This is a genomic window from Luteibacter sp. RCC_6_2, from assembly GCF_041360655.1.
Taxonomy (GTDB): Bacteria; Pseudomonadota; Gammaproteobacteria; order Xanthomonadales; family Rhodanobacteraceae; genus Luteibacter.
This window is the reverse complement of the sequence record NZ_JBFUPQ010000004.1, coordinates 12,232-24,391: the sequence shown is the minus strand read 5'-3', so window position 1 is coordinate 24,391 and position 12,160 is coordinate 12,232. Positions and strand designations below refer to the sequence as shown.

Sequence of the window (12,160 nt, the reverse complement as noted above, 5' to 3'; positions counted from 1 at the left end):
CAGCGGGCCAGGTCAAGGCAAGCACCCATCACCGACAGGGTCGGCTCCCACCGGAAAAAGAACGCCCGCGACTAGCGCGGGCGTTCGGACAAGCGGGTGACGGAACCTTACTGCAACGTATCGCTCAGGATGCGTGGCGTGACGAAGATCAGCAGTTCGGCCTTGTTGTTGCCGCGGTTGGTACGACGGAACAGTACGCCGAGGCCGGGGATGTCGCCGAGACCGGGCACCTTGTCCGTGGTGTTCGACTTGGTGATCTCGTAGATGCCGCCGAGGACCACCGTCTGGCCGTTGTCGACCAGCACCGAGGTGTTGATCTCGCGGGTATCGATCGACGGGACGAAGCCACCGCCCGGGGACGGCGTGTTGCCGGCGAGGGCGTCCTTCTTCACGTTGATCTTGAGGTAGACGCGGCTGTCCGCCGTGATCGTCGGGGTGACGCGCAGTTCGAGCACCGCATCCTTGAACTGGACCGTGGCGTTCGAGGCGCCGCCGCCCGTGCTGGAGGCCTGGTAGGTCACGTAACCGATCTGCGTACCCTGCTTGATCACCGCTTCCTGCTGGTTGGCGGTGATGACGCGCGGGCTGGAGATGACCTCGCTGCGACCTTCGGTCTGGGCCGCCGAGAGTTCGAGGTCGACCAGGTAGTTGGCGCCGAGGATCGCCAGGCCGATGCTGCCGGCCGGGTTCGAGACGGGCAGGTTCACGTTATAGCCGCCGGGCAACTCATAGGCGTCACGCGTCGGCAGGGTGCCGGTTCCACCGCTGGCGTTGTACTGGTTCACCGCGTTGGCGTAGTTCACGTCGCTGTTGCGGACGCTCGTCGCCAGGCCGGCCGTGCCGGTGCCGTCCGTACCGCCACTGAGGTTCGGCGAGGTGCCGACGATCTGATTCGCGTTGTTATGGTTGAACGCCTGCGCACCCCAGCGGACGCCGAGCTGGCGGGTGAACTGGTCGGTGGCGACCACGATGCGCGATTCGATCAGCACCTGCTGCACCGGGCGGTCGAGCGTGCCGATCAGTTCGCGCAGGTCGCGGATCTTGTCCGGCGTGTCGTTGATCAACAGGGTGTTCGTGCGGTCATCGAAGGAGACGCTGCCGCGCGGGGAAAGGAAGCCGCGCGTGGTGTTACCGCCGCCGGACGCCCCGCCACCGCCCTGCATGCTGCCCGAGGTCAGCAGCTTGGCGATGTCTTCGGCCTTGCCGTAGCTGATCGGGATGTAGTCGGAAATGAGTTCCGCGGACTCCTGGGCCTTCTGGCGGGCGTCGGCGAGACTCTGCTCGTAGTTGGCCAGTTCCGCCTGCGGCGCGATCCACACGACATTGCCGCTGCGGCGCTTGTCCAGGCCCTTGGCACGCAGGATCACGTCCAGCGCCTGGTCCCACGGCGTGTTGACGAGGCGCAGGGTGACGCTGCCGCCGACGCTGTCGGAAGCGACGAGGTTGAGCTTGGCTTCGTCGGCGATCAGCTGCAAGGCGGAACGCACCGGGATGTCCTGGAAATTGAAGGTCAGGCGCGAACCCGAATACGTCGGTTCCTGACCCTTCGCGTTCTTGCCGGTCTGTGCGGCGGCCTTCTTCGGTGCCACTTCGACGGCGTATTCCGTGCCGTTCTGGTACGCCGAGATCTCGATCTCGCCCTTGGTGCGGATATCGAGACGAGCGCCGCCCGGACGGGAGGTGGGCTCGATGGACTGCACCGGCGTCGCGAAATCCAGCACGTCGAGGCGCTGGGCGAGTTTCGGCGGCAGGGTCGAGCCAGGCAGGCTGACGATGACGTGATCGCCTTCGCGATGCATCTCCGGCGTGGAGGCGCTGCTGCCGAGCGTCACCAGTATGCGGCCCTCGCCGTTCTGGCCGCGGCGGAAGTCGATGTTCGATACGGGCACGCCCGAACTGGATGGCAAGGCCTTGGTCGGGTCCGAAACGGTCGCGGTCGTCGTCGTCGCGCTGCTCGGACCATTGTTCACGGTAACGATCAGGTTATTGCCTTGCACGCGCGTCTTGTAGGCGGAGTCGCGGAACAATTCGATCGTGACGCGGGTGCGCCCTCCGGCCGACACCACCGAGACGCCGGACGTGGCGCCCTTGCCGATGTCGAGATGGCGGGTGCTGTACGCGTTGGCCGTATCCGGCAGGTCGATCGCGATGCGCGGCGGATTGCTGGTCGTGAAGACCTTCGGCTCCGGCGGGGCATCCGCGAAGGCGAGGGTCAACTCGATGCGGCCTCCCGGCTGCGCGTCGTAGGTAACGTTCTGCAAGGCGTTGGCGGCCGCGGCCGTGCCCGCGAAAGCTCCGGACAAGGCCAGCACGGCGCCGAGGATCCAGCGGCGCGGCCGATGGCGCGCGCTACCCGGCAGGTTGAGTTTGGTCGTCATGTGCGTCATCCCCGAATTCTTATTTTTCGCCGACCGCGATGCTTGCCGGACGCTCCATCCAGCCGCCGCTGCCATTCGGCACCAGCTCGACCAGATCGATCCGATCCTCCCCGACGGCCGTGATACGGCCGTAGGCCTGCCCCATGTACTCATTTCGGTGAACGCGATGGATCACCCCACCGGGATCCTTCACGAGCGCCTCCAGCTTGGCACCAGCACCGACCGTGCCAACCATCTTCAGGCTGTCGAGCGAGAACATTTCCAGCGGTTCCTTCGGACGGTTTTCGTCGGGCCGTGGACCGTTCGCGACACTCGTGTCCATTTCCGCCGTGCTCGGGCTGAACGGATCGCGGGCGCCCTGGTCCTGGTAGGCGAACGTCTCGAACGTGCGGATCACCGGCAACGGCGGGATCGGCTCGCCCTTCTTGTGCTTCTCGGCATCGACCCACTCGCGCAGGTCCGACGTGCCGCGCGTGCAACCGGCAAGCGCCAGGGCCGCGAACAGGGCGAGGGCCACGGGCCGAAGGATGGCGTGTGCGCGTGTCATCGCTTCTTCCCCTTCACCGTCTGCGCAGGCTTGGGCGTCTCGTCGTCGTCGAGGTACCGGTAGGTCTTCACCGTGCCCTGGAGGACGAGTTGTCCGGAACCGACCTTGCCGTCCTTCGCTTCCTTCGGGCTCAGCGAGACATCGTGCAGCGTCAGGATGACGACGCGCGGAAGCGAGGCCACGCCGCTGATGAAGGTGCCGAACTGGTGGTAGGTACCGATCATGCGCAGCGTGATCGGCTTCTCCGCATAGAAGTCCTTGGGCGTTTCCGGGCCGGGCTGGAACAGCTCCGTCTCGATGCCCGCGGCCAACGCGGTCTGCGAGATGTCGATCAGCAGTTCCGGCATTTCCGTCTTGCTGGGCAGCTGGCGCAGCAGGGTGCGCAGCATGTCCTGCATGTCCGACAGCTGCTGTTCGAGCGCCTCGAGGTTGGCCGACTTGGCTTGCTTCTGCGAGAACTCGGTCTTCAGCCGCTCTTCCTGGCTCTCGGCGTTGGTCAGATCGTCCTGCTGGGTGCTGATCTGGAAATACCAGCCCACGAGCAGGACCACCGCGAACACCAGGACGGTGAAGAACAGCTTGATCGACTTCGGCCAGCCGCCGACGTTGTGGCGATCGAGGTTGCGCAGGTCGTCGAAGAATTTCATGGCTTGGCTCCTGCCGGGGCGACCGGGGCCGGGGGCGCGCCTGCCGGGGCGGGAGCGGCCGCCTGCGCCGGTGCCGGGGCCGGGGTCGCCGGCGCGGGCGAACCGATGGCCTGCGCGGCGTTGGCCAACGGGGCTGGCACGACGGCGGCCTGCGCCGGAGCGGCGGCGGTCGAGGCCCCCGCCGGAGCACCGCCAGGCGTGTCGCCCGGCTGGTTCAGGCGTACGTCGAGGCCGAAGCGATACGGCATCCGCGACGCGTCGTGCGTGTTCTCGGTCTTGCGCAGGTCGGCATGGCCCATCCAGGGCGAGGCCTCGATGTTGCGCATGTACTCGGCCACGCTGGAGTTGGACTGCGATACGCCATCCAGCGACATGGAATCGCCAGACTGCTTCATGCCCGACAAACGGGCGCTGGAAGGAATCGTCTTCACGAGCTCGTCGAACAGGTGGACCATCTGCGACCGGTTGGCCTGGAGCTGTTCGATGATCTGCTTGCGCTGGAGGAGGTCGGACCGGACTTTCTCCAAGTCCTTGATCTTCGCGATGCGGTCGTCGAGCTGCTTGATCTCGCCCTGCAGGTACGTGTTCCGCTCGCCCTGGTTGTCGATGCGGGCATCCATCCAGAACGACCAGCCGATCAACACCACCAGCGCGGCGCCGAAGGCGAGGCCCAACTGGGTATAGAACTCCCTTTCCCGCTGCTTGCGGCGTTCGGCGCGCCAGGGAAGTAGGTTGATGCGTGCCATCAGTCGAAACTCCTCATGGCCAGGCCGACGGCGATCATCAACGCGGGGGCATCCTGGGCGAGGGTCTGGGCCTGCACGCGGCTGGACAAGGCCATCCGCGCGAGCGGGTTGGCGACCACGCAGGGCACGCCCAGCTGCTGTTCGAGCAGTTCGGTGATGCCTTCGATGGAAGCGCAACCGCCGGCGAGTACCACCTGGTCCACGCGGCTGTATTCGCTGCCGGCGAAGAAGAACTGGAGAAGGCGGCTGACCTGCTGGACCAGCGATTCCTTGAACGGCTCCAGCGCCTCCATCTCGTAGGACTCGGGCAACCCGCCCTTGCGCTTGGCCCGCCCGGCTTCCTCATAGGAGAGGCCATAGCGGCGCATGATCTCGTCGGTCAGCTGCTTGCCGCCGAAGACTTGCTCGCGGGAGTAGATCGTGCGCTGGTTCTTGAGCACCGCCAGCGTCGTCATGGTGGCGCCGATGTCGACGACCGCGACCAGCGCGTCGCGGGAGACCGCGAGCTGGTCGGCGACCATGCCGAAGGCGTTCTCCATGGCGAAGGCTTCCACGTCGATGACCCGGGCGGTCAGTCCGCCCAGGTCCAGCGCCGCGATGCGCATGTCCACGTTCTCCGTCCGCGAGGCGGCCAGGAGCACGTTATTCATCTCGGGATTGTCGCGAACCGGACCGAGCACCTCGAAATCGAGGCTGACTTCCTCGATCGGGTAAGGGATGTACTGGTTCGCCTCGACCTGGATCTGGCCTTCGAGGTCGTCCTCGGAGAGATCGGCCGACATGGGAATGATGCGGGTGATCACCGCGGAGCCGGCCACGGCCGCCGCCGCGTGCTTGATCTTGGCGCCGGAGCGGGCCAGGGCGCGGCGGATGGCCTCGCCGACCGCCTCGACCTCGACGATGTTCTTTTCCACCACCGCGTTGGGTGGGAGTGGCTCGACGGCGTAGTGTTCGACGCGATAGCGCCCGCCGGCTTGGCTGAGTTGAAGCAGCTTTACCGCGGTCGAGCTTATATCGACGCCGATCAACGGCGCCGCCTTGGGTGTAAAGAGCCCCACGATTCCCCCTTCCCCGCGCCTTGTCGGAATTGGTCTTCGGCGCGAAGGCATTAGATCTAAAACTTAACAGATTGGCAACGGCCCGTCGGGCCGCTTACCGGCACTAATTCACAAATCCAGTCACTGAGTTAGCGAAATCCCCTCATACCGGGTCGAACCCCGGCTCCCCCGCCCCGGCCCCGGCTTGGTTCTATACTCCGCCACGACCCATACGGCGGTGACCCCTCCCCCTCCATGCGAATCCTCAAGCGTCTGCTGCGCTATGCGCTGTACCTCGCCCTGGCCGGCATCCTGTTCGTGGTTGGCGCCGTGGGCGTCGCCTACTGGCTCCTGGCGCCGCGCCTGCCTTCCGTGGCGGTCCTGCGCGACTACCACATGCAGGTTCCCCTCCGCGTCCTGAGCTCCGACGGCCGCCTGATCGCCTCCTTCGGCGAAACCCGGCGCATCCCCGTGCGCATCGCCGACGTGCCGGCGCGCCTCAAGAATGCCGTCTTATCGGCCGAAGACGCGGATTTCTATAGTCATCCGGGCGTCGACTGGCACGGCATCGCCCGCGCCGGCATCCACGTGATCCTCTCCGGAGGCGACAAGGGTCCCGGCGGATCGACCATCACCCAGCAGGTGGCGCGCAACTTCTTCCTCAGCCCGGAGAAGCTCTATTCGCGCAAGCTGACGGAGATGTTCATCGCCCTGCGCATGGAAAACGAGCTCAGCAAGGACCAGATCCTGGAGCTCTACATCAACAAGATGTTCCTGGGCCACCGCTCCTACGGCCTGGCGGCGGCGGCTTCGTATTACTACGGAAAGACGCTGGACCAGCTCACCGTTGCCGAAAGCGCGTCACTCGCCTCGACGTTCCAGCTCCCTTCGGTCGTCAATCCGCTGAACAATCCCAAGCGCCTGCTCGCCCGCCGGGATTGGGTGCTTGGCCAGATGCTGTCGAACCGCTTCATCACGAAAGCCGAGTACGACGCGGCGATCAACGAGCCCAACGACGCCTTCCCCCATGAACAGCAGATCGAGGTCGACGCCCCGTACCTGGCGGAGATGGTCCGCCAGCAGGTGCTGGAGAAATTCGGCAACGAGGCACTGACCGAAGGCTACGTCGTGCATACGACGGTGCCCAGCGACAGCCAGGCCGCCGCCAACGAGGCCTTGCGTGGCCGCCTCTCGGCCTACGATCGCCGCCATGGCTACCGCGGTCCCGAGGGCCACGAAGAGTTGCCTGCCCAGGCAGGTCCGGAGGACTATGACCGCGTTCTCGCCGGCTACACGAGCGTGGCGGGCATGATGCCGGGCATCGTCACGGAGACTGGCGCAAAGGAGGCCAAGGTGTACCTCTCACCCAAGGAGACGGTAACGCTCAGCCTGGAGTCCATGGCCTGGGCCCGCCCTTACGTCAACGAAGGGCGCGCCGGCGCGGCACCGACCCGCGTGGATGCCGTGCTCAAGCGTGGCGATGTCGTCCGCCTGTTCCGCGCCGCGAAAGACGACGTGAACGAGGACGTGGCCAGTGGTGCCACGGAAGAAGGCAAGGACGTACCGGCACCCAAGGCGGAACCGGCCCGGCTCGAATGGCGCCTCACCCAGATCCCCGCGGTACAGGCCGCCCTGGTCTCGCTCGATCCGGAAGATGGCGCCGTGCGCGCCCTGGTAGGCGGTTTCAGCTTCGTGCGCTCGAAGTTCAACCGCGCCGTGATGGCCGCCCGCCAGCCCGGCTCCAGCTTCAAGCCCTACCTGTATTCGGCGGCTTTCGAGCGTGGCTTCACGCCTGCCTCCATCGTCAACGACGCCCCCGTGGCCTTCCCCGATCCGTCGCGTCCGGATGGCATGTGGACACCGGCCAACGACGACAACAAGTTCGATGGTCCGATGCGCCTGCGCGAAGCCCTGGTGAAGTCGAAGAACCTGGTTTCGGTACGCCTGCTCGATGCCATCGGCCTGCGTTTCGCGCGCGACTACATGACCCGGTTCGGCTTCACGCCGGATGCGCTGCCGCAGAACCTTTCGTTGGCGCTCGGCACGGCATCCGTGTCGCCGATGAGCATGGCCCGCGGTTATGCCGTGTTCGCCAATGGCGGCTACCTCGTCACGCCGTATTTCATCTCCCGGATCGACGACCGCGACGGCAACCCCGTCTACCTGGCCAATCCCGAGCGGGCCTGTGCGGAATGCCAGGAGCGCCTGTTGAACCCGACCCTGCCGGGACCGCCGACGCAGGCCTCGACGGCCTTGATTCCCGCCCGCCCGGCGACCTCGAGCACGGCGGCGGGCAGTGGCACCGGCGACGCCGTGCTTCCCGCCGATGCCCATGCGAGCGCCTCGGAGGCACCGAAGCTGGCGCCGCACGTGATCGACGTACGCAACGACTACCTCGTCACCTCGTTGATGCAGGATGTGGTGAAGCGCGGCACCGGTGCCGCGGCGAAGGCCCTGGGCCGCGACGACATCGCGGGCAAGACCGGTTCCACCAACGACCATCGCGACGCCTGGTTCGTCGGTTTCAACGGCGACGTGTCGACGGCGGTCTGGGTCGGTTTCGACGATTTCAGTTCGCTGGGACGCGGCGAGTTCGGCGCCAAGGCCGCGCTGCCCATCTGGATGGACTACATGGGCGCGTTCCTCAAGGACAAGCCCTCGCACATGTTGGCGATGCCGCCGGGTATCGCCACGGTGCAGATCGACCCGGGTTCGGGCCTACCCTCCCCGGGCGGCATGAACGAGATCATGAAGGTCGAGGACGTCGACCGTCTTCGCGAGCAGGCGACACAAAAACAGCAGGAGGAACAGCAGGAACACGCCTACGACATCTTCTGACGCGCGCGCCGAGCCAGCGGTCGCGCGCCTGGCACACGTTCACACCATACGGGGGTGAGTCATGGCACGAGGCGAACACCACAGGATCCATGCCCAGGACCGGACGCAGCGCAATCGCGTCCTCGTCGCCCAGGAGGCGGCACGCCTGATGAGCGAGCACGGTATCCGGGATTTCCACCACGCGAAGGTGAAGGCCGCCGAACGGCTCGGCATCGTCGACACGCAGGCCCTGCCCCGCAACAACGAGATCGAGGATGCGCTGCGCGAACACCAGCGCCTGTTCCACGCCGACACCCAGCCGCAGGCGCTACGCGCCCGGCGCGAGGCCGCAGTCGAGGCGATGCGATTCCTTCGCGGTTTCGATGCGCGGCTGGTCGGCGCCGTGCTCGAAGGCACGGCGGACGAACATTCCGCCGTATGCCTGCATGTCTTCAGCGACGATCCGGACGCTCCCGGCCTGTTCCTGCGCGAGCAAGGCATTCCCCTGGAAACCCAGACGCGGCGGCTGCGCTGGTCGGGCGGCACCACCCAAAGCGAACACCCGGTGCTGCTGTTCGGTGCCGATGGCATTCCGTTCGACCTGACCGTGTTGCCGATGGATGCGCTGCGTCAGGCGCCCCTGGATCGCGTGGACGAACGGCCGATGCGCCGCGCCACGGCGGCCATGGTGCAGGAGCTGATGGCGGAAGAGGATATCGCCGCCTTCAACGCGTCGTCGTGACCGCCGACCGAATGGTGAGAACGCCCTGTGGGTGTGGGAGCCGACTTTGTCGGCGATCCCGCGGCAGCGGGCCAAGGCGAGGCAAGCACCCATCGCCGACAAAGTCGGCTCCCACAGAAGCGATTCCCACGCCGGAGCGCTTCTCCCCTCCCGGCACAAAAGAAACCCCGCTTTCGCGGGGTTTCTTTCTCAGCGCTTGTCGTTCGGAACGTAGTCGCGAACGTCGGCGCCGGTGTAGATCTGGCGCGGACGGCCGATGCGCGATCCCGGGGTCTCGTGTTGCTCGATCCAATGCGAGATCCAGCCGGACGTGCGCGCGATGGCGAACATCACGGTGAACATCTCGGTCGGGATGCCGAGCGCCTTGTAGATGATGCCCGAGTAGAAGTCGACGTTCGGGTAGAGCTTGCGCTCGACGAAGTAATCGTCCTTCAGCGCGGCCTCTTCCAGCTTCATCGCGACGTCGAGCAACGGATCGTTAACGCCGAGCTCGTTGAGCACCTTGTGGCACATTTCGCGGATGATCTTGGCGCGCGGGTCGAAGTTCTTGTACACGCGGTGGCCGAAGCCCATCAGGCGGAAGGAGTCGTTCTTGTCCTTCGCGCGCTTGACGGCCGTCTCGACCTTGTCGGCCGAACCGATTTCCTCGAGCTGCTTGAGCACGGCTTCGTTCGCACCACCATGGGCCGGACCCCAGAGCGCGGTGATGCCGGCGGCGATCGACGCATAGGGATTGGCACCGGTCGAACCGACCAGGCGAACCGTCGAGGTGGAGGCGTTCTGCTCGTGGTCGGCGTGCAGGATGAAGAGCAGGTCGAGCGCCTTGGCGACGACCGGATTCAGTTCCAGCGGCTCGCTCGGCACTTCGAACATCATGTGCAGGAAGCGCGTGACGTATTCGAGGTTGTTGCGCGGGTAACGCGTGGGCCAACCGATCGAATGGCGGTAGATGGCCGCGGAAATCGTCGGCATCTTCGCGATCAGGCGAATGGCGGCGAGCTTGCGGTCTTCCGGGTTATCGACGTCGAGCTTGTCGTGGTAGAACGCCGAAAGCGAAGCGATCGAGCCGGCCAGCATGGCCATCGGGTGCGCGTCGTGGTTGAAACCACGCAGGAAGAACTTGAGGTTCTCGTGCATCATCGAGTGATGCGTGATGTCGTGCTCGAACTTCGCGAACTCGGTCTTGCTGGGCAGTTCGCCGTTGAGCAGCAGGTACGAGGTCTCGAGGAAGGTGGACTTCTCGGCAAGCTGCTCGATCGGGTAGCCGCGATACAGCAGGACGCCCTTGTCGCCGTCGATGTAGGTGATGGCGCTCTTGGTGCTGGCGGTGCTGCCGTAGCCCGGATCGTAGGTGAAGTAGCCGGTGTCCTTGTACAGCGTGCCGATGTCGACGCACTCGGCGCCGAGCGTGCCGCCGATGACCGGCAGTTCGCTCACGGGCTTGTTGGATTCATCGACCAATTTGACGGTTTTGGCGTCGGACACGGCGAGCTCCTCTTCTTCTCGACGATTTGGGGAAACGGCACCCTGGGGAAGGTGTCGTACCGGCCACTACGTGCAGCCGAAGTTCCCCATTATCGCACAGAGCCTGTTCGAACGTCCGTTCGACCATAGGGCAATCCGTGGACGCAAAAAGACACGGGGCAAGCCGTGGGCTCGCCCCGTGTCCGTCGATCCTCGCGAAACGCCACCCCGCAGGCGGCGCGCGGATTTCGGTGTGGACTTCTTACTTTTTGCTGCCGTAACGCTGGCGGAACTTGTCGACGCGGCCGCCGATATCGAGCGTCTTCTGCTTGCCCGTATAGAACGGGTGCGAGTGGCTGCTGATATCGAGCTTGATCACCGGGTATTCGTTACCGTCTTCCCACTTGACGGTTTCCTTGCTGGACATCGTCGAACGCGTCAGGAACGCGAAATCCGACGACAGGTCCTGGAAGACCACCGGCTGGTACTTCGGATGGATGTTCTCTTTCATGGCTTGAACCTGAGAAATAGCGGGGTGAAAAGAGCGGCATTGTAACCAGCGGAGTCGGCCACGGCAAGCCTGGCCCAGGTTGACTCCCCCGTTTTCAGTTGTGGGAGCCGCTTCAGCGGCGATGGGTGCTTGCCGCGGGCTGGCCCGCTGCCGCGGGATCGCCGATGAATCGGCTCCCACCAGGTTAGGCCAGCCCATCAGGATATGAGGCTTGCCAGCCACATATGAGGCTTGCCAGCCACCACGGCCGGGAAGAGCCCCCCATGGCAGTCAGTCCACGGAAGACAGGGGCCCATGAGGACGGGCGGCTAGCGGGCGCCCAGGGCCCCGGCGATCAACTCGCGGAAGCGGTCCTGGTCCACTTCCAGCACGATCCTGGCGTTGGCCTGGCCGCCGAGTCGGCGGTGCCAGTCGACCACCGTGGCGCCACGGGTCAGGCGTCCATCGAGCTCGATCGCCACATGGCGGGTCTCGGCGCGGACGATCATGGCCGGGTCGAGGGCCACAGCCATCGCCAGGGCGTCCGCCGCGATGAAACCCGTGCGCTCGTGCTCGGCGTTGAAGCGGCGGGCGGTACCGAAGATCTTCTCGAAAAACACCGCCCGGTCGTCGCCGGAGGCTATCCATCCCTCGTAGACCTCGTCCGCGAAGGCATGACGCACCGTGGCTTCCCAGTCCACGAGGTCGAACATCTCGAATGCCTCGAACACCACATGGGCCGCTTCGGGATCGAAACCGATGTTGAACTCGGCCGGGATCTTGCCCGTGTTCCCATGACCGGTGACGGCGCCCCCCATGACGACCAGGCGCTTCACGCGCGCCGGGAACGCCGGATCGAGACGGACGGCCAGGGCGAGATTGGTCAGCGGCCCGAGCGCCACCAGCGTCAGCTCGCCCGGACGCTCGCGGGTCAGGCGGATCAGGGCGAGCGCGGCGTGCTCGGCCTGCGACGGATGCGTGGGTTCGGCGAATCCGACATCACCGAAACCGTCGGCGCCATGGACGAAGGCCGCGTCCTCGTCGGGAGCGCGGACCAATGGCGAAGGGCAACCGGGATGCACCGGTGTCGCCGCGCCGATCAGTTGCACCAGCGTGCGGGCGTTGCGCACCGTGTGGTCGAGCCCGACATTGCCCGCGGCCACCGTCAACGCGGTGACGTCGGCATGCTCGTGCGCCATCAGGATGGCCAGCGCGTCGTCCACGCCGGGGTCGGTGTCGATCAGCAACGGGGTTCGGGTCATCGGGATCGTGTCGTTGAACGGCCGGACAGC

At 65.7% G+C, this 12,160-nt stretch carries 10 protein-coding genes; 2 read left to right on the top strand and 8 right to left on the bottom strand.

Annotated features, from left to right (window positions below):
- Positions 1 to 107 precede the first annotated feature (107 nt).
- From pilQ to AB6730_RS05030, 5 genes are read right to left on the bottom strand one after another with little or no spacing between them, the layout of a single operon-like run.
- Positions 108 to 2,378, bottom strand: a complete 2,271-nt coding sequence (gene pilQ / locus AB6730_RS05050) for a type IV pilus secretin PilQ (RefSeq protein WP_371022569.1) — start codon at positions 2,376 to 2,378, stop codon at positions 108 to 110.
- A gap of 19 nt (positions 2,379 to 2,397) precedes the next feature.
- The gene (locus tag AB6730_RS05045; protein WP_306851010.1) at positions 2,398 to 2,925 is read right to left on the bottom strand and encodes a pilus assembly protein PilP; all 528 of its coding nucleotides are present in this window, start codon (positions 2,923 to 2,925) and stop codon (positions 2,398 to 2,400) included.
- On the bottom strand, positions 2,922 to 3,572 hold the full coding sequence (locus tag AB6730_RS05040) for a type 4a pilus biogenesis protein PilO (RefSeq protein ID WP_371022568.1): 651 nt from the start codon (positions 3,570 to 3,572) through the stop codon (positions 2,922 to 2,924). Before AB6730_RS05040 ends, AB6730_RS05045 begins: the two co-directional genes overlap by 4 nt.
- Entirely contained in the window at positions 3,569 to 4,318 is a 750-nt protein-coding gene (locus AB6730_RS05035; RefSeq protein WP_371022567.1) for a PilN domain-containing protein, read from the bottom strand. The genes AB6730_RS05040 and AB6730_RS05035 overlap by 4 nt, the downstream gene beginning before the upstream one ends.
- Positions 4,318 to 5,376 (bottom strand): pilus assembly protein PilM, encoded by a 1,059-nt coding sequence (locus tag AB6730_RS05030; protein WP_306851013.1) that lies wholly within the window; start codon positions 5,374 to 5,376, stop codon positions 4,318 to 4,320. The genes AB6730_RS05035 and AB6730_RS05030 overlap by 1 nt, the downstream gene beginning before the upstream one ends.
- 234 nt (positions 5,377 to 5,610) lie before the next feature.
- On the opposite strand from AB6730_RS05030, the gene AB6730_RS05025 reads away from it, so the two are divergent.
- Both AB6730_RS05025 and AB6730_RS05020 read left to right on the top strand, forming a co-directional pair.
- The gene (locus AB6730_RS05025; RefSeq protein ID WP_371022566.1) at positions 5,611 to 8,193 is read left to right on the top strand and encodes a penicillin-binding protein 1A; all 2,583 of its coding nucleotides are present in this window, start codon (positions 5,611 to 5,613) and stop codon (positions 8,191 to 8,193) included.
- A 61-nt stretch (positions 8,194 to 8,254) separates the two neighbouring features.
- Positions 8,255 to 8,914 carry a hypothetical protein gene (locus AB6730_RS05020; RefSeq protein ID WP_371022565.1) on the top strand — a complete coding sequence of 220 codons (660 nt, stop codon included), beginning with the start codon at positions 8,255 to 8,257 and terminating at the stop codon, positions 8,912 to 8,914.
- 189 nt (positions 8,915 to 9,103) lie between these two features.
- On the opposite strand, the gene AB6730_RS05015 is transcribed toward AB6730_RS05020, so the two are convergent.
- The 3 genes from AB6730_RS05015 to AB6730_RS05005 all read right to left on the bottom strand — a co-directional run bounded on the left by AB6730_RS05015 (position 9,104) and on the right by AB6730_RS05005 (position 12,130).
- Positions 9,104 to 10,399, bottom strand: coding sequence for a citrate synthase (locus AB6730_RS05015; RefSeq protein WP_306851016.1), 1,296 nt, complete (start codon positions 10,397 to 10,399; stop codon positions 9,104 to 9,106).
- Between the two features lie 241 nt (positions 10,400 to 10,640).
- A complete protein-coding gene (locus AB6730_RS05010) occupies positions 10,641 to 10,889 on the bottom strand; it encodes a type B 50S ribosomal protein L31 (protein WP_371022564.1) in 249 nt (82 codons plus the stop codon).
- 308 nt (positions 10,890 to 11,197) lie between these two features.
- Positions 11,198 to 12,130 (bottom strand): nucleoside hydrolase, encoded by a 933-nt coding sequence (locus AB6730_RS05005; protein WP_371022563.1) that lies wholly within the window; start codon positions 12,128 to 12,130, stop codon positions 11,198 to 11,200.
- Positions 12,131 to 12,160: the final 30 nt, after the last annotated feature.

Coding starts and splice junctions, on each gene's coding strand:
- pilQ (WP_371022569.1), bottom strand. CDS start 2,378: ATGACGACCAAACTCAACCTGCCGGGTAGCGCGCGCCATCGGCCGCGC.
- AB6730_RS05045 (WP_306851010.1), bottom strand. CDS start 2,925: ATGACACGCGCACACGCCATCCTTCGGCCCGTGGCCCTCGCCCTGTTC.
- AB6730_RS05040 (WP_371022568.1), bottom strand. CDS start 3,572: ATGAAATTCTTCGACGACCTGCGCAACCTCGATCGCCACAACGTCGGC.
- AB6730_RS05035 (WP_371022567.1), bottom strand. CDS start 4,318: ATGGCACGCATCAACCTACTTCCCTGGCGCGCCGAACGCCGCAAGCAG.
- AB6730_RS05025 (WP_371022566.1), top strand. CDS start 5,611: ATGCGAATCCTCAAGCGTCTGCTGCGCTATGCGCTGTACCTCGCCCTG.
- AB6730_RS05020 (WP_371022565.1), top strand. CDS start 8,255: ATGGCACGAGGCGAACACCACAGGATCCATGCCCAGGACCGGACGCAG.
- AB6730_RS05010 (WP_371022564.1), bottom strand. CDS start 10,889: ATGAAAGAGAACATCCATCCGAAGTACCAGCCGGTGGTCTTCCAGGAC.
- AB6730_RS05005 (WP_371022563.1), bottom strand. CDS start 12,130: ATGACCCGAACCCCGTTGCTGATCGACACCGACCCCGGCGTGGACGAC.